The sequence below is a fragment of the Marinovum sp. PR37 genome, from assembly GCF_028807375.1.
GTDB classification, from domain to species: domain Bacteria; phylum Pseudomonadota; class Alphaproteobacteria; order Rhodobacterales; family Rhodobacteraceae; genus Marinovum; species Marinovum algicola.
Map to the genome: position 1 here is coordinate 67,273 of NZ_JARAML010000020.1, position 15,630 is coordinate 82,902.

The 15,630-nt window shown below is 65.3% G+C and carries 15 protein-coding genes and 1 tRNA gene; 10 read left to right on the forward strand and 6 right to left on the reverse strand.

Going from position 1 to position 15,630, the window contains the following annotated elements; translation table 11 throughout:
* Positions 1–138 precede the first annotated feature (138 nt).
* From PVW49_RS16275 to PVW49_RS16305, 7 genes are read left to right on the forward strand one after another with little or no spacing between them, the layout of a single operon-like run.
* Positions 139–654 carry a hypothetical protein gene (locus PVW49_RS16275; RefSeq protein WP_274591059.1) on the forward strand — a complete coding sequence of 172 codons (516 nt, stop codon included), beginning with the start codon at positions 139–141 and terminating at the stop codon, positions 652–654.
* The gene (locus PVW49_RS16280) at positions 654–1,991 is read left to right on the forward strand and encodes a phage portal protein (protein WP_274591060.1); all 1,338 of its coding nucleotides are present in this window, start codon (positions 654–656) and stop codon (positions 1,989–1,991) included. The genes PVW49_RS16275 and PVW49_RS16280 overlap by 1 nt, the downstream gene beginning before the upstream one ends.
* Positions 1,988–3,763 carry a prohead protease/major capsid protein fusion protein gene (locus PVW49_RS16285; RefSeq protein ID WP_274591061.1) on the forward strand — a complete coding sequence of 592 codons (1,776 nt, stop codon included), beginning with the start codon at positions 1,988–1,990 and terminating at the stop codon, positions 3,761–3,763. The genes PVW49_RS16280 and PVW49_RS16285 overlap by 4 nt, the downstream gene beginning before the upstream one ends.
* A complete protein-coding gene (locus tag PVW49_RS23755) occupies positions 3,763–3,978 on the forward strand; it encodes a phage head-tail joining protein (RefSeq protein ID WP_274591062.1) in 216 nt (71 codons plus the stop codon). Before PVW49_RS16285 ends, PVW49_RS23755 begins: the two co-directional genes overlap by 1 nt.
* Position 3,979: 1 nt before the next feature.
* Positions 3,980–4,306 carry a DUF2190 family protein gene (locus tag PVW49_RS16295; RefSeq protein ID WP_274591063.1) on the forward strand — a complete coding sequence of 109 codons (327 nt, stop codon included), beginning with the start codon at positions 3,980–3,982 and terminating at the stop codon, positions 4,304–4,306.
* Between the two features lie 4 nt (positions 4,307–4,310).
* Positions 4,311–4,499, forward strand: coding sequence for a hypothetical protein (locus PVW49_RS16300; protein WP_274591064.1), 189 nt, complete (start codon positions 4,311–4,313; stop codon positions 4,497–4,499).
* A complete protein-coding gene (locus PVW49_RS16305) occupies positions 4,496–5,608 on the forward strand; it encodes a tyrosine-type recombinase/integrase (RefSeq protein ID WP_274591065.1) in 1,113 nt (370 codons plus the stop codon). Before PVW49_RS16300 ends, PVW49_RS16305 begins: the two co-directional genes overlap by 4 nt.
* Positions 5,609–5,616: 8 nt before the next feature.
* On the opposite strand, the gene PVW49_RS16310 is transcribed toward PVW49_RS16305, so the two are convergent.
* Positions 5,617–5,693, reverse strand: a tRNA-Arg gene (locus tag PVW49_RS16310).
* A 237-nt stretch (positions 5,694–5,930) separates the two neighbouring features.
* On the opposite strand from PVW49_RS16310, the gene PVW49_RS16315 reads away from it, so the two are divergent.
* The 3 genes from PVW49_RS16315 to PVW49_RS16325 all read left to right on the forward strand — a co-directional run bounded on the left by PVW49_RS16315 (position 5,931) and on the right by PVW49_RS16325 (position 9,069).
* Positions 5,931–6,953 (forward strand): LacI family DNA-binding transcriptional regulator, encoded by a 1,023-nt coding sequence (locus PVW49_RS16315; protein WP_048529004.1) that lies wholly within the window; start codon positions 5,931–5,933, stop codon positions 6,951–6,953.
* 121 nt (positions 6,954–7,074) lie between these two features.
* Positions 7,075–8,277, forward strand: a complete 1,203-nt coding sequence (locus tag PVW49_RS16320) for a winged helix-turn-helix domain-containing protein (protein ID WP_274591066.1) — start codon at positions 7,075–7,077, stop codon at positions 8,275–8,277.
* A gap of 585 nt (positions 8,278–8,862) precedes the next feature.
* The gene (locus PVW49_RS16325) at positions 8,863–9,069 is read left to right on the forward strand and encodes a hypothetical protein (protein WP_048529008.1); all 207 of its coding nucleotides are present in this window, start codon (positions 8,863–8,865) and stop codon (positions 9,067–9,069) included.
* Between the two features lie 8 nt (positions 9,070–9,077).
* Here the strand turns inward: PVW49_RS16325 and PVW49_RS16330 are convergent, their stop codons facing one another.
* From PVW49_RS16330 to PVW49_RS16350, 5 genes are all read right to left on the reverse strand, one after another.
* Entirely contained in the window at positions 9,078–9,677 is a 600-nt protein-coding gene (locus PVW49_RS16330; protein ID WP_274591067.1) for a glutathione S-transferase family protein, read from the reverse strand.
* A 98-nt stretch (positions 9,678–9,775) separates the two neighbouring features.
* Entirely contained in the window at positions 9,776–10,801 is a 1,026-nt protein-coding gene (gene holA / locus PVW49_RS16335; protein WP_274562154.1) for a DNA polymerase III subunit delta, read from the reverse strand.
* A gap of 3 nt (positions 10,802–10,804) precedes the next feature.
* Positions 10,805–11,299 (reverse strand): LPS assembly lipoprotein LptE, encoded by a 495-nt coding sequence (lptE, locus tag PVW49_RS16340; protein ID WP_274591068.1) that lies wholly within the window; start codon positions 11,297–11,299, stop codon positions 10,805–10,807.
* Positions 11,286–13,856, reverse strand: a complete 2,571-nt coding sequence (leuS, locus tag PVW49_RS16345) for a leucine--tRNA ligase (RefSeq protein WP_274591069.1) — start codon at positions 13,854–13,856, stop codon at positions 11,286–11,288. The genes lptE and leuS overlap by 14 nt, the downstream gene beginning before the upstream one ends.
* Positions 13,857–13,983: 127 nt before the next feature.
* The gene (locus tag PVW49_RS16350) at positions 13,984–15,621 is read right to left on the reverse strand and encodes a peptidoglycan-binding protein (RefSeq protein WP_274591070.1); all 1,638 of its coding nucleotides are present in this window, start codon (positions 15,619–15,621) and stop codon (positions 13,984–13,986) included.
* Positions 15,622–15,630 lie beyond the last annotated feature (9 nt).

The following is a 15,630-nucleotide window of genomic DNA, read 5'->3' on the forward strand; positions in this document are numbered from 1 at the left end:
AAGACTTTGCCGCCAACGTGTGCGCCTGCGAAGGGAGCGCTGAGTACCCGAAGACATGACCGATACCCGGAAATCGAATATTGACGTGCGAGCGCTTGTCGTGCATGCTTCCGGTATCCGGGTATCAAAAGGCCAACCATGTTCACCGAGCGCCTCTACAAGCCATCGATTTGCGAAGCTGCATCCGAGATCAACTCGGTCACGCTTCGCTCTTGGCACCGCAAGGGCTTCACCGCGCCAATGGGCTTCAGCGCCGACGCTGGGCACAAGCTCTACAGCTTTCACGACATGTGTGTGCTGCGGACAGCGAGTGAGTTTCTTTCCCTCGGCATCCCCATGCCGGAGGCGCTGCACTCTTCCATGCAGTTCTCCGACAGCATTCTTGAGATGATCGAAGCTCAGGACCCGTCAGGGCTGGCCGAGAATTTTGGCCTCGGTGTATCGATTCAAGTCCACCGCCACTGGCGAGGCTTCGGCGTCCGCTACAGGCTGTCTAAGGATAATCAGAAGTTTGAGTTTCATGATCGCTTAGACGGCGGTCGCATCGCCGCAGTCTTCCACGGCTGGGCTTCGCGTGGCGCGGTGATCGTTGATATCGGTCGGGCTGCGCAAGATGCCGCCGAACGCCTTCTAGAAGAAATCGGAGGCGAGTGATGGCATCCCGCCAGGTTCTCCGCACCGCGCAACGCGGTCTCGCGAAGCTCTTTCGCCGCTCGGGCATCGAAGCTGCGGGCGGCGGGCGGCGCTGGGACGGTGCGTCCGTCCTGACTGCCCCTCAGACCGCGACGCTCGCCGCTCGCGGCCCGGCGCAGGCGCGCGCGGCAGGGCAGTACATCAACACCCCCTTCGGACAGAAGATCGTGGAAACTTGGGTCTCGGCGCTAGCGGGCAAGGGCTGGCAAGCCCGTTCGCGGCATCCGGATAAGCCCACCGCGCGCAGTTTGAACGAGGCATTCGAGGCGCTCGTAACTCCACTTTTGCCGCTGCTGGTGCGAGCGCTGGTGCGCGACGGTGAGAGCTTTCTGCGCATCCAGATCACCGCCACGGATGCAATTCGACTGCGACCGATCCCCGCCGAACAGGTTGATCCGTCCCTGTCGCGAGACCTTGGCAACGGCTCTCGGATCGTCGCGGGCGTCGAGTTCGATAGCGACGATGAAGTGCTGGCCTACCACATTCTTCCCGAAGCGCCTGGCGCCCCGTTTGCAACCTACCAGCAAGCCGTCCGCGTCCCGGCGCGTGACGTGATCCACATTTTCGATCCGCTTTTTCCCGGCCAGGTGCGCGGCCTGTCATGGCTGACTCCGGTCCTGCTCAAGATGCGTGACCGCGACGAGGCGTCCGACGCACTTCTGATGCAGTTGAAGACGGCAAGTCTGATCACGGGCTTCGTGCGCGACCTCGATGGATCGATGGCGGGCTTTTATGGCACTGAAGATGGCGGGGCGCTGAATGTCGCACTCGAGCCGGGCGCGATGCGCATCCTGCCGCAAGGCGCGGACGTGACGTTTTCGACACCCGGCCAGGGCGCGACGCAGGCGGCCGAGTTCCTCCGGGCGCAAGATCGCGAGATCGCTTCCGGGGTTGGGCTGACCTTCGAAGCCCTGACGGGCGATCTAACGCAGACCAACTATAGCTCCGCACGGGTCGGGCTTCTGGATTTCCGCCGTCGCGCCGAAATGCTGCAACGCCAGCTGATCGAAGGTCAGTTTCTTCGCCCCTGTTGGAAGCGGTGGATCGAACTGCGCGCTCTGGCAGGAGAGATCGACGCAGGCGGCGCGGCTTTCGATGACTTCAACTCCGTCCGCTTCGTCCCGCCTGGCTGGCAGTGGGTGGATCCAAAAAATGAAGTCGAAGCGGACGCCCGGGCCATCGAAACGGGGCTGAAGAGCCGCGAGGAAGTGGTCGCAGGGCGTGGCCGCGACATTGATGACCTTAACGAGGAGATCGCCCGCGATGCCTTGCGTCGCGACGGGAGTACCGCAGCATGACAATCCACATTCGCAGCCTGAGCCCGCGCCCGAGCACAGTAGATGCCACCGCGCGCACAGTTGAAGCCATCGTCTCGACGGGCGCTGATGCTCCGCGCGCAGGCTTCGTCGAACGTCTTGACCTTTCCGGTGCAGACCTGTCCCGCCTGATTGGGGCACCGGTCCTGGACGCACACCGCTCGGCTTCGACACGCGACCAGCTCGGGGTCATCGAAGCAGCTGAACTTCGGCCTGAGGGTATCTGGGTCCGGATGAAGTTCCGAAGCAACCTTGCCGCGACGTCGGTCCTTTCTGACATCGAGGACGGCACCCTGCGGGGGCTGTCTATAGGATACCAGGTGGCCGAGTGGAGAGAAATGAGGGACGGCAATCGCCGCATCCGCATCGCCAAACGATGGGCCCCGAGAGAGGTGTCCGTTGTTCCCGTCCCGGCTGATCCGGGCGCCCACTTCCGCAACGGAGAAAATCTTATGCCGGAACACGAGCAGAACGCGGGCGAACCCCGCACCACAACGCCCGCGGCGGTCGAGACCCGCGCGCAAGTCAACGCGGAAATCCGCACCATTGCGGAGACCGCTGGTCTGACCCGCGCCTGGGCTGATGAACAGATCGACGCGGAAGTGACCGCTGACGACGCCCGGCGCATCGCCTTCGAGTCGATGCAACAACGCAGCGCCGGCACCGCGACCCGTACAACCCGCGCGACGATTACCGCAGATCACACCGCACCCGAGGAAATCGCCACGCGGGCCGGTGAAGCCCTCTGGGCGCGTTCCCACCCCGACCACGAACTGAGCGAGTGGTCCCGCCCTTACGCCTACATGACCTTTGTGGATCATGCCCGAGCCGCCCTTCAACGCTCCGGGATGAGCGCTACCGGCATGTCGGCCGACACGATCCTGACTCGCGCCCTGCACACCACGTCTGATTTCCCGCTGATCCTGGGCGACGCGGTCAACCGGGAACTGCGCCGCGCCTACCAGGCGGCACCGTCCGGCGTCAGTCAGCTAGCGCGCCAGACCACGGCCCGCGATTTCCGGGCAAAGCGGGCGCTGCAATTCGGCGAGGGGCCGGAACTCAAGAAGGTGAATGAAAGCGGCGAGTTCAAAAGCGGCAGCATTACCGAAGGGGCCGAAAGCTACAGCATCGAGACCTTCGGGCGGATCTTCGGGATCAGCCGCCGTGCCATGGTCAACGATGACCTCGGCGCCTTCTCGCAAGTTCCCTCGAAGATGGGCAATGCTGCCCGCGCCTTCGAAGCGGCGCAGCTTGTCGCGAAGCTGGTTGAAAACCCGGCCATGAGCGACGGCAAGAGCGTTTTTCACGCAGATCACGGCAACCTGGCCGCATCAGCCGGGGCCCTGTCCATCACGACGCTAAGCGCCGCCCGCAAATCGATGCGCCGGCAGACCGGCCTTGCCGGCGAACCGATCAACGTCGCTCCCCATGCTGTCGTCGTGCCGCCCGAACTCGAAACCCTTGCGGAGCAGCTGCTGACGCAGATCAACGCAACGAATACTGATGACGTGAACCCCTTCGGCAAGCTCATCCTCGCCGTGGAACCGCGCCTGACCGATCCGATCGCCTGGTACGTCGCGGCAGATTCCGCGACTATCGACGGCCTCGAATACGCCTATCTCGAGGGCGCGCCCGGCCCCCAGATCGAGACCCGCCAAGGCTTCGAGGTGGACGGCGTACAGATCAAGGTTCGCCTCGATTTCGGGTGCGGCTGGATCGACCACCGTGGCTGGTACATGAACGAGGGCGCGTAATGGCCCTTGACACCTCCGAATTGGAAACCCTGCGCGACGCCCTAGTGCGAGCGCGCGCGCAGGGCCTTCGATCCGTCGCCTATGACGGGCATCGCACTGAATACGTGAGCGACGCAGAAATGGCGTCAGCCATCGCCGACCTTGACCGGCGAATTGCAGCGGCGGGCGCGCCCCGCCCCCGTACTATCGCGTTCAAATCCTCGAAAGGGCTCTAAGATGAAGAACTACGTTCAGGCGGGCAATGTGCTCACCTTCACCGCCGCAGCCACCGTGACAGCAGGCCAAGGCGTCCTCGAGGGCGCGCTTTTCGGCGTCGCCGCAACCAATGCCGCCCTGGGCGATGATTTCGAGGCTGCCGTTACCGGCGTCTTCGAGCTTCCGAAGGCGGCTGGCGCGCTCGCCAAAGGGCAGAAGGCGTATTGGAGTTCCGCGAACGCGAACGTCACTGGCACAGCCACTGGGAACACCCTGATTGGCGCGGTGACCGAAGCTGCTGCGGGCACTGCCACTGTAGTGAGCATCCGTCTCAACGGAACAGTATGAAATCATGGCCAACCGCCCCGCCACGTTTACGCAAGCTGACGTAACGCGAGCAGCCAAAGGCGTGCTTGCGGCAGGCTTGTCAGTGGCGCGGGTGGAAATCGGCCAGGATGGTCGGATCATCGTAAGATGCAAGGACGATGAACTCACCCCCGGCGGTGTGGAGGAAATAGACAAGGCATTGGGCATCAGATGAAAAAGCGCAATCCTTTCCCCGGCGTTGGCAACAAACCCGCTGTTGATCGCCACGGCAAAAAGCGCTGGCGACTCCGCGCCACCGTGCAGGGCCGCAAGGTCGATACCTATCTTCCCGGCCCTTACGCCTCGGCTGAATTTCGTGAAGCCTACGACGCCGCGATGAACCCAGTCCGACCTGAGGCGAAGACTCGCGGTGAGCCTGGCACTGTCGATCATGTGGTCTCACACTACCGAGCCAGTAAGAAGTTTCATTCCCTTGCCGATTCCACCCGATACGCCAAAGGCAAGCGCCTAGACTGGATCTGCCAGAAACTTGGACGCTTTCCCTTGGCGAATATCCAACCCCATCATGTTGCGCATCTGATGGAACAGAAGGGTGGTGCCGATGCTGCAAACCGGCTTCGCAAGGAAGTTTCGGAGATCTTCGTCCATGCTAGGAAGCGCATGGGATTGAACCTTGGGAACCCAGCGGCGGCGACAGACGAGCACAGAAAGCCGCATACCGGCGGATACCACACCTGGACGCCGGCAGAAGTCGAACAATTCAGAGACGCTCACCCGACCGGATCGAAGGCACGGCTAGCTCTGGAGCTAATGCTGGCGACCGGAGCCGCCCGGCAGGACGCTTGCGCAATGGGGCGCCACAACATCAAGGGTGACGTGATTTTCTATCGCAGGGGCAAAACCGGGCAGGAAGCCGAATTGCCGCTGGAATTCATGCCCGAGCTGATTTCGGAGATCGTTCAACTTCCGCATTGCACGAGTGTGTTCATGACGCATTCGGGAGGCAAGCCATATACGCCGGAAAGCTTCGGGAACTGGTTTGCAGATCAATGCCGGGCGGCCGGATTGCCTGATGTTTGCCGAGCGCATGGCCTGCGAAAGCATGGTGCGACCCAGCTTGCCGAGAACGGCGCGAACGAATTCCAGATTATGGCATTCCTTGCCCACAAGAGTACCCGCGAAGCTCTGACATATGTCCGCACGGCGCAGCGACGCAAGCTTGCGTCGGACGGTATGGCCAAGGCCAAAGCGGCTTCTGTGTCCAACCTTTCCGACTGGTTGGGCAAATCCATCAATCAAGATACTGAAAAGAAAGGAAAATAATGCGTAGCTGGCGACCCCGGCAGGATTCGAACCTGCAACCTGCCCCTTAGGAGGGGGCTGCTCTATCCAGTTGAGCCACGGGGCCGTACAGCGCCTGACATAACCGCTCCGGCAGCCGCTGTCAGCCCGGAAAGCCACCGATTGGAAAAGACGCGGCGCGGTTGTGGCCGGCGGGTCGTTCTGCGGCTTGGCGCCAGCCTGTGCCGGCGGCGGCGCATCGCGAGGCGGCGGCCGCATACTTTGCTTGCCCCGGCGTGCGCGCGAACTTGAACACCCTCGGCGGAGGGCCTAGTCTGGCCTCAGATCAATCGGGAATATCCAAGTGACCTCAGAGCATAACCGCCCGCTGACGCTTCGCGACGTGTCCGAAGCCTCGGGGGTTTCCGAGATGACGGTGAGCCGGGTGCTGCGCAACCGCGGCGACGTCAGCGCCGCCACCCGCGAAAAGGTGCTCGCCACCGCCAAGCAGCTGGGCTACGTGCCCAACAAGATCGCCGGCGCGCTGGCCAGCCAGCGGGTCAACCTGGTGGCGGTGATCATCCCCTCGCTCAGCAATATGGTCTTTCCCGAGGTGCTGAGCGCGATCAGCGCGGTGCTGGAAGAGACCGACTTGCAGCCGGTGGTGGGCGTCACCGACTACATGCCGGAAAAGGAAGAGCGGGTGCTCTTCGAGATGCTGTCCTGGCGGCCCTCGGGCGTGATCATCGCCGGGCTGGAACGTTCGGATGCCTCGCGCGCCATGCTCAAGGCCTCGGGCATTCCGGTGATCGAGATCATGGACACCGACGGCATTCCGATCGACGCCGCAGTGGGCATTTCGCACCGCCGGGCCGGACGCCAGATCGCCAAGGCGATCCTCAAGCAGGGCTATGAGAACATCGGCTTCATGGGCACCAAGATGCCGCTGGATCATCGCGCAAGGAAGCGCTTCGAAGGCTTTACCGAGGAATTGGCGCGCAATGGCGTCGAGATCATGGATCAGGAGTTCTATTCCGGCGGCTCCGCCCTGGCCAAGGGGCGCGAGATGACCAAGGCCATGATGGAGCGCTCACCGGATCTCGATTTCCTGTATTATTCCAATGACATGATCGGCGCTGGCGGGCTGTTGTGGCTGATGGAGGCGGGCTATGACATTCCCGGCCGCATCGGGCTGGCCGGCTTCAACGGGGTCGAGCTGTTGCAGGGGTTGCCGCGCCAGCTGGCTACGATGGATGCCTGCCGCCGCGACATCGGCACGCGGGCGGCGCAGATCTTGGTTGAACGGCTCGATGGCGGCGGCACCGAAGAGCGGGTCTTCGAGATGACGCCGACGATCAGCTTCGGCGACACCCTGAAGCGCTATTGACCGGACGCGGCGCAGGCCGGGCACGGGGGCTCTGCCCCCGCCCTCGCAGGATTTCCCCGCGGTATTTTCGAACAGAAGAAGCCCCGGGCAGGGCTGTCACTGGCCGGGTCAGCGGGCCGCGATGCTGAGGCTCGACAACAGAACCGCCCGCCGGCTGTTTCTCGACCGGCACGGGCTGGCAGAGGCACCGGGCGGGCCGGGCCATGGCGCGGCGCTGGAAACGGTGATCGGGCGGCTGGGTTTCGTGCAGCTCGATTCGATCAACACCGTCGCCCGCGCCCACGACCTGATCCTCTTTGCCCGGCGACCACGCTACCGGCCGGAAAACCTGGGCCGGCTGGTCGAGGGCCGGGCGTTGTTCGAGCATTGGACGCATGATGCGGCGGTCATCCCGATGGCGTTTTACCCGGCCTGGGCGCTGAAGCGCCGGCGCGATGCCGCGCGGCTGGCGCAGCGTTACCGGGTCTGGCAGCGGCATGAGTTTCAGACCGAGTTCGACCGGGTGCTGGCGATGATCCGCGAGCGCGGACCGGTGTGCAGCAACGATCTCGGCCCCGACACGCCGCGCAAGGCCGGCGGCTGGTGGGATTGGCATCCGGCCAAGACCGCGCTGGAATATCTCTGGCGCAGCGGCACGCTGGAGATCTGCCACCGGTCGGGGTTTCGCAAATTCTACGACCTGTCGGAGCGGGTGGTGCCCGAAGCGCTGCGCGCGGCGGCGTGGGACGAGGCGGAGACCGTGGCATGGCTGATGCGGGGGGCGCTGGCCCGGCTGGGCTTTGCCACCGCTGGCGAGCTGGCGGATTTCTGGGATATCGTGACCAAGGACGAGGCCCGGGCCTGGTGTGCCGCGGCCCTGGCGCGGGGCGAGATTGCCGAGGTGGCGATCACCGGCGCGGACGGGGCCGAGCGGGTGCATTTTGCCGCGCCGGAGGTGCAGGTCGAGGCCGCTGCCGCGCCCGAACCCGGCGGCCGCCTGCGGGTGCTCAGCCCCTTCGACCCGGCGCTGCGCGACCGCAAGCGGGCCGAACGGCTGTTCGGCTTTCACTACCGGATCGAGGTCTTCGTGCCCGAGGCCAAGCGGCGCTATGGCTATTACGTCTTTCCCCTGCTCGAGGGCGACCGGCTGGTCGGGCGCATCGACATGAAGGCCGACCGCAAGGCCGGCGTGCTCAATGTCACCGCGCTCTGGCCGGAGCCGGGGGTGCGGTTCGGGGCCGGCCGCAGCGCCCGGCTCGAGGCAGAGCTGGCGCGGGTGGCACGCCTGGCCGGGGTCGCGCGGGTGGATTTCGCGGATGGTTGGCGGCGCGACAGCCAAGGGTGACCAGGCTGGCCGGTGTCATGCGCCTGTCACGCGGATCGGGTATCCGGGGCGTGTTATTGAGCCCATCCCCGGGACAAATTGTACTGGTCGTCATTTCGAGCATTTTCGGGTGGCCTATTCTGGCCCACCCCTTTCCCTGAGCCCTGTCAGCGCCTTGGCCCCGCAACGCTTTTACGGCAACCGATCCCCTGACATCAAAACAGCCCCGCGAAAGAGGCTGTTTTGATCCCGCCTGCGGGCCGGCATTAGGCGGCCGAAACCGGCGCCTGGGGAGGAGACAAGAGCCGGGACAGGCGGGAAAGTTGATTTTGCGTGGGTCTGCTATCCTCAAGTGTGCATGGGCGTGGCAGATCTGTCAAGAAAATCGCACCAGGCCACTGGCTTGGTGATTTATTTTCAAGCACTTGGCGCATTGGTGCCACAGAGGGGCCGCCCAAACCGGTTCAGGCTGCCATGTGGCGGGCGTCGGGCGCGCTATGCGCCGGTCGCAAGGCGGGGTTTCGGCGGTAACACTGGTCAAAATGCTGCACCTGCACAATATATCTTCCATGACAGCGTCACCCCGACGAGAAAAGGACAGATATCATGGCACAGCTCACGACCAATATCGCTGACACCCGGCCCGGCATCTTTGCGCGGATTCTGGATTTCCTGATCAGCATCAGCGAAAGCAACAGCCGCATGCGCCGCGTCAACTACCTCAACAGCCTGTCGGATGCAGAGCTCGAAGCCCGTGGCCTGCGCCGCGAGGACATCGTGCGTCACGTCTTTGCCGACGTCATGGCCTACTGAGCCGCGGGTCAGCCGACCGGTTTACTCAATGCACGGGCGCGTCCGAATGCCGGACGCGCCCGCATTTGTGAGAGATACGGGGCAAGTCGTTTGTCCGGGTCGGGGAACTTCGCCGAAATTGCCCAATTGCAGCAATGTGTCAGCACGATATCGGGCACGGTCATCCGCGCTCCCATCACAAACGGCCCGGCCACGCGGTCGGTCAGGCGGGCGAGATTGCGGGCATATTCGGCCTTCAGGCTTTCCTTGACGGCCGGCACGCGCTGGTCTTCGGGCAGGACGAAACTGTGCCGGGCGGCGGTCCAGAGCAGGCTGTCCAATTCATCGAGCACGGCAAAGGTGACGGCGTCCTGCCGGGCGCGCTCGAGGCTGCCGGCGGGGTAGGTGAGGGCGCCGTGTTTGTCGGCGAGATAGGTGAGGATGGCGGTGGAGTCGGTCAGCGCCGCATCGCCGTCGAGCAGCACCGGGATTTTGCCCGAGACTGAATGCGCCGTGACCTCTTCGGCATGCGGGCTGGCGGGCCGATGTTCATAATCCGCGCCCAGTTCCTCGAGCATCCAGAGCACGCGAAAGGTGCGGCTGGCGACGCCGCCGATCACGGTATACATGGCTGGGTCTCCCTCTGATCGTGGCGAGATTAGGCCCAGGCCCGGCCGGGCCGCAACCGGTTTTCGCCCGGCCCGGGCAGGATGGGCCGCGCCAGGCTTCAGCGACTGGCGCCGAGCATGGCAAGGCGGATCAGCATACGCTCGACCAGCGCCATGGCCGGCGCGTTCTGGCCGGCCGAGCGCAGTTGCAGATCGGTGTCGGTGAGCAGGGAGATCGCCTGATCCAGCCGGTGCGCGCCCCAGGCGCTGGCCTGGCGGGTCATCCGGTCGCGGCGCGGGCCAAAGATCGGCGGACGCATGGCGGCGATGCCGCGGGCGGCGCCATCTGGATGGCTTGCGGCGGCATGCAGCGCGCGAAAGTGGCGCATCGCGGCGATCACCAGCCCCACAGGCTGGGTGCCCTGCGCCGCGAGCCGCGACAGCATCGGGCCGATTTCGCGGGTCTTGGCCTCGGCCACGATATTGAGCACATCGTCCAGCTCGGCCTCGGTCGAGGCCGGGGCGACGGCGGCCACATCCTCTGGTGTGACGGCGCTGCTGTCGCCGTGTTTGTAGAGCGCGAGCTTTTCCAGCGTCTGACGGAAATCGCCGGGATCGAGCGCGCGGGACAGCGTGGTGATATCTTCCATCGCGGCGCCTCCGACGGTCACGCCGGCGCGGTTCAGCTCGGCCTCGATCTCGGCGCGCGAAGGCGGATCATCATAGATCACGGCGGCATAGGCGTTGGGATGGGCCTCGAAGGCCTTGCGGATTTTGGAGGTCGCCTTGAGCTGGCCGGCGGTGACGACGATCTGGGCATCGCCCTCGGCCCAATCCTCGAGCGCGGCCAGGATCGCCGGCGCTGCCACGTCGGTGGCCTCTTCGACAAAGGCGACGCGCGGGCCGGGAAAGAAGCCGATCGCCTTGACCGCATCAATCAGCAGCGTCGGTTCCTTGCGCAGATCGCCGCCGGGAATGCGGCTCAGGCGCATCTCGGCCTCGCCCTCGGGGCCGATCAGTGCGGCGATCACCTCTTGCCGTTTCAGCGCCACGCGCATGCCGTCGGGGCCATAGATCAAAAGCCCGGTGCGGCGCGGATCGGGCTTGGCGAAATAGCCGGGGGCTTCGCGGGGCGAGAGTTTCATGGCTTAGAGATCAGGTGCGGCCAGCACCAGCTCCTGCACCACCCGATCGGCGAGGATCACCATCATCCGCTCTTCGGCGTCGCGCTTGGCCTGCAAGGTGGCAACGGTAGAGCCCGAGGCGGAATAGCCGGTGAAATGGCGCACGGTGTTGGTGTCGAGCACTTCGGTCTCGCCGGTGCGGCGCAGCGCATAGGTGACGCGGCCCAGCACCTGATAGCGGGTCAGCGCGCCATCGGAGGTGCTGGCCGAGCTCTCTTCGTTCAAACTGACGATCAGGTCGAGCTCATAGGGTGCCGACGCCCCGCCGGCGCCGAGACGTTCCTCGATCCGGCGGGTGACGAAATAGGCGTTCTGGCTGTCGGGTTCCTCGATGCGCAGGGCGTTCTGCAACCGGCTGGCGGCGCCGCCGGTGCCATAGGCCGGCGCGAAACCGCAGCCCGCCAGCGTCATCGCGGCCGCCGCGCCGAAAAGCAGGCTGCGTCGGTCAGACAACCACATTCACGATCCGCCCCGGCACCACGATCACCTTCTTCGGCGCGCTGCCTTCCAGCGCCTTGACCACAGCGTGATGGCCGAGCGCGAGTTTTTCAACCTCTTCCTTCGAAGCATCGGTGGCAACGCTGATTTCCGCCCGCCGCTTGCCGTTGATCTGGATCGGCAGGGTGACGGCGTTTTCCACCAGCATCGCCTCGTCGGCCTGCGGCCAAGCGGCCGCGATCACCAGCCCCTTGCCACCGAGCAGCGACCAGATCTCTTCGGACAGATGCGGCGTCATCGGCGCCATCAGCTGGGCCAGGGCGCGGGTCGCCGCGCGTTTCGCCTCGCCGCCGGCCTTGGATTTGGCAAGCGTGTTGGTAAAGGCGTAAAGCCGGGCGATGGCGGCGTTGAAACCAAAGCTCTCGATGCCCAGGGTCACATCGCGGATCGCCTTGTGCATCTCTTTCAGCAGCGCCTCGTCCCCGGCCTGCGGGCCATCCTCGGAGGCGGCGGCGTCGCTGGCGATGCGGTGGACGCGTGCAAGGTGGCGGGCGGCGGCCTCGGCGCCGGCGGCGGTCCATTCCACGTCGCGCTCCGGCGGGCTGTCCGACAGCACGAACCAGCGCGCGGTATCGGCGCCGAAGTTGGCGACGATCTCGGCCGGGTCGACCACGTTGTTCTTGGATTTCGACATCTTGGCCGACGGCACCACCTCGACCGCTTCGCCGGTGGCGCGGACAACGACTGCGCCGTCACGCTCCTCCACATCCGCCGGGTAATGATACACCGGTCGGCCGTTGGCATCCCGGGTCTGATAGATCGCATGGGTCACCATGCCCTGGGTAAAGAGCGCGTTGAACGGCTCCTTGGCGCTTTCCGGCAGATGCCCGGTGATGTGCATGGCGCGGGCAAAGAAGCGCGAATAGAGCAGGTGCAGGATCGCATGCTCGATGCCGCCGATGTACTGATCGACGTTCATCCAGTATTGCGCCGCCGCCAGGTCGGTGGGCGTGTCGGCGTGCGGTGCGGTAAAACGGGCAAAATACCACGAGCTGTCGACGAAAGTATCCATCGTGTCGGTTTCGCGCTTGGCGGGCCGGCCACAGGCGGGGCAGGCGCAGTCGCGCCAGGTCGGGTGCCGGTCGAGCGGATTGCCCGGCGTGTCGAAACTGACGTCATAAGGCAGCTCGACGGGCAGGTTTTCCTTTTTCTCCGGCACCACGCCGCAGGCCTCGCAATGCACCACCGGAATCGGGCAGCCCCAGTAGCGCTGACGTGACAGGCCCCAGTCGCGCAGGCGGAACTTGGTCACGCCCTGGCCGACGCCGTTGTCCTCGCAAAAGGCGATGGCGGCGTCGATACCTTCTTCGCCGGTCTGTTCGGTCTCGCCTGCGAAGCCGCGCACATAGATCACCCGCTCCGATTTCGGCGGCACATAGGCCTCGCCGCCGTCTTCCGGCATGGTGCGGCCCTCGTCCTCGGCCGAGGCAAAGACCGAGGTCACCGGCAGCTCGTACTTGCGGGCGAACTCGAGATCGCGGGCGTCATGCGCCGGGCAGCCGAAGATCGCGCCGGTGCCGTAATCCATCAGGATGAAATTGGCGATATAGACCGGCAGATCCCAGGCGGTGTCGAACGGGTGGCGCACGGTCAGCCCGGTGTCAAAGCCCTTCTTCTCGGCCTTTTCCAACGCTTCCTCGGTGGTCGCGCCCTTGCGGCATTCGGCGCAGAAAGCAGCGATTTCGGGGTTGTCCTTTTCCAGCGCCCTGGCCAGCGGATGGTCGGGCGAAATGCCCAGGAAGGACGCGCCGAGCAGGGTGTCGGGGCGGGTCGTATAGACCTCGACCCGGTCGAAGCCCTCGGGGCCATCGGTGAGGCCAAAGGCAAACTGCAAGCCGCGCGAGCGACCGATCCAGTTCTGCTGCATCAGCTTGACCTTGGCCGGCCAGTCATCCAGCCCGTCGATGGCGTCAAGCAGCTCTTCGGCCATGTCGGAGATGCGGAAGAACCACTGCGTCAGCTCGCGCCGCTCGACCTCGGCGCCCGAGCGCCAGCCCTTGCCGTCCTCGACCTGTTCGTTGGCCAGCACCGTCATGTCGACCGGATCCCAGTTGACCACGGCGTTCTTGCGATAAACCAGACCCTGATCGAGGAAATCCAGGAACAGCGCCTGCTGCTGGCCGTAGTACTCGGGGTCGCAGGTGGCAAACATCCGCGACCAGTCGAGCGAGAGGCCCAGCGGCTTCATCTGTTCGACCATGTCGTCGATGTTGGAATAGGTCCAGTCCTTGGGGTGGCCGCCGCTGGCCATGGCGGCATTTTCGGCCGGCATGCCGAAGGCGTCGAAGCCCATCGGGTGCAGCACGTTGTGGCCGGTGGAAATCTTGTAGCGGGCGATCACGTCGCCCATGGTGTAGTTGCGCACATGGCCCATGTGCAGCTTGCCCGAGGGGTAGGGGAACATCTCGAGCACGTAGTATTTCGGCTTGCCGCCCTCCATCGTGGCGGTGAAGGATTCGGCCTCGGTCCAGGCCTCCTGCCATTTCGCCTCGATCGAGGCGGCATCATAGCGCGACATATGCGGGTTCCCTTGGGCGTCTTGCGGTCATCCGGGTGATATTGCCTGATCGGGCCAGCGTCCAGTGGGCGAGGGGAAAAAGGGCGCGAGGCCCCGGCGCGGCGGCCGGGGCGCGTGGCGGCAGGCCTCAGCGGCCGGCCAGCAGGAAGGCGGCGGTGCGCTTGCTGACATAGCCGCTGACAAAGATGCCACGGTCTTCCTGATACTGCCGGATCGCACGCCGCGTCTGATCGGTGAAATTGCCATCGGCCATCCCGAGGCTGTAGCCCAGCCCCATCAGGCGCTGTTCCACCAGCAGCCGGGTCACGGTGTTGGTGACGATCTCGCGCTCTTCGGCCCGGGCGGCCGCGACCTGCCGGTCGGTGTCGTCATTGCGCATCTCGGCGATGCGGCTGCGCGCGGCGTCGGCGAATTCCGAATTGCCGAACCGCTCGAGAAAGGCCTCGTAGCCCGCAAGGGTGTCCTGTTCGCGGGCATCGCGCCAGGCGCGCCTTGCGTCGCGTGCGCGCTCTTCCGCCTGCGCGGTCTCGATCTCGTCGAGATGGCGGCGGGCATCGGCGGCATAGCGGCCCTCGGGATAGCGTTCGAGATAGGCGCGCAGGCTCGCCTCGGTGCCATCGGCACCGGTGTCCTGCCAGACACGGTCCTCTTCGCGGCGCATCGCTTCGGCCTGCTCGGCGCGGCGTTCGGCGGCCTGCTCGGTGATCTGGCGCAGCTGGCGGCGGTCGAGATAGCCGGTGACCTCCTGGCGCCGATCGCGCTGCCAGTGTTCGATGGCGCTGCGGCTGCCCCGGCCGAAGATGCCGTCGATGCCGCGGGTGTCATAGCCCAGGAGGGTCAGATCGCGCTGGATCTGGCGGCGGTCGTTGCGGGTGAGGTTCAGCCGCTCTTCCGCCGCCTGCCAGCGGTTCGCCTCTTCGGCGTCGAGCGCGGCAATCCGGCGCCTGGCCTCGCCGACATAGCGGCCCCGGGAATGGCGGTCGATGTAGAGATCGAAGGCCTCTTCCGTACCCAGCGCGCTGATCGCCGCCCAGAAACCTTCTTCTTCGGCCTGGCTGCGCAGCGCTTCGGTGTCGATGGCGGGCTGCGATGGCCCGATATTGCCTTCGGTGAAGCCCACGGTATCGCTGAGAAATCCGCGTGCCGAGAGCTGCGACAGCGCATCGTCGAGGCTCACACCTTCGCGCAGCAGCCCGGCAAAGATCGCATAGCGCATCCATTCCGTCGCGCCGCTGGCGAGGGTCACCCCCTGCGGCAGGGTCATCCCCTGGGTGCCGCTGCGCAACCCGGTCTCCTGCGGCGAGAGCCGGCCGGAGCGCCCGGCCAGAATGACGGAGCGGCCCGCCGCCGCCGCGCCGGCGATATCGGCCAGCGCGGTGAGCGAGACCCCCTGGGCCGAGAGATTGAGCGGGCCCACATCGCGCGCATCGGTGCCCAGCAGCCAGGCGTCGGTGCCGGTGCTGACGAAATGCCCGTCGAGCACGATGAGCACGCGGTCGGCCTCCGGGGCGCGGTCGCGAAAGCGGGCCGCGGCCTCGCGCAAGTCATCGGCATCGGCGTTGTAGTCGCTGATGACCTCGAACCCCACCTCTTCGAGCCGCTGGCCAATGGCGCGGATGTCGCGGGCGTCGCGCGCATCGTCGAGACGGCGATAGTCCCAATTGGCCAGAACCAGCGCCAGATCGGCGGCCGAGACCTGGCCCGCCACAAGCAGGGCGGCAAGCGCCACGGAACGCGTCAGCGCGCGCGTCAAGGACAGGGACATGGTGATTCC

Excerpts from the sequence above, each read along its gene's own strand:
- PVW49_RS16275 (WP_274591059.1), top strand. The coding sequence starts at position 139 with ATGTTCACCGAGCGCCTCTACAAGCCATCGATTTGCGAAGCTGCATCC.
- PVW49_RS16320 (WP_274591066.1), top strand. The coding sequence starts at position 7,075 with ATGCTGAGGCTCGACAACAGAACCGCCCGCCGGCTGTTTCTCGACCGG.
- PVW49_RS16300 (WP_274591064.1), top strand. The coding sequence starts at position 4,311 with ATGGCCAACCGCCCCGCCACGTTTACGCAAGCTGACGTAACGCGAGCA.
- PVW49_RS16280 (WP_274591060.1), top strand. The coding sequence starts at position 654 with ATGGCATCCCGCCAGGTTCTCCGCACCGCGCAACGCGGTCTCGCGAAG.
- PVW49_RS16305 (WP_274591065.1), top strand. The coding sequence starts at position 4,496 with ATGAAAAAGCGCAATCCTTTCCCCGGCGTTGGCAACAAACCCGCTGTT.
- holA (WP_274562154.1), bottom strand. The coding sequence starts at position 10,801 with ATGAAACTCTCGCCCCGCGAAGCCCCCGGCTATTTCGCCAAGCCCGAT.
- PVW49_RS23755 (WP_274591062.1), top strand. The coding sequence starts at position 3,763 with ATGGCCCTTGACACCTCCGAATTGGAAACCCTGCGCGACGCCCTAGTG.
- PVW49_RS16350 (WP_274591070.1), bottom strand. The coding sequence starts at position 15,621 with ATGTCCCTGTCCTTGACGCGCGCGCTGACGCGTTCCGTGGCGCTTGCC.
- PVW49_RS16330 (WP_274591067.1), bottom strand. The coding sequence starts at position 9,677 with ATGTATACCGTGATCGGCGGCGTCGCCAGCCGCACCTTTCGCGTGCTC.
- PVW49_RS16285 (WP_274591061.1), top strand. The coding sequence starts at position 1,988 with ATGACAATCCACATTCGCAGCCTGAGCCCGCGCCCGAGCACAGTAGAT.
- lptE (WP_274591068.1), bottom strand. The coding sequence starts at position 11,299 with ATGTGGTTGTCTGACCGACGCAGCCTGCTTTTCGGCGCGGCGGCCGCG.
- PVW49_RS16295 (WP_274591063.1), top strand. The coding sequence starts at position 3,980 with ATGAAGAACTACGTTCAGGCGGGCAATGTGCTCACCTTCACCGCCGCA.
- leuS (WP_274591069.1), bottom strand. The coding sequence starts at position 13,856 with ATGTCGCGCTATGATGCCGCCTCGATCGAGGCGAAATGGCAGGAGGCC.
- PVW49_RS16325 (WP_048529008.1), top strand. The coding sequence starts at position 8,863 with ATGGCACAGCTCACGACCAATATCGCTGACACCCGGCCCGGCATCTTT.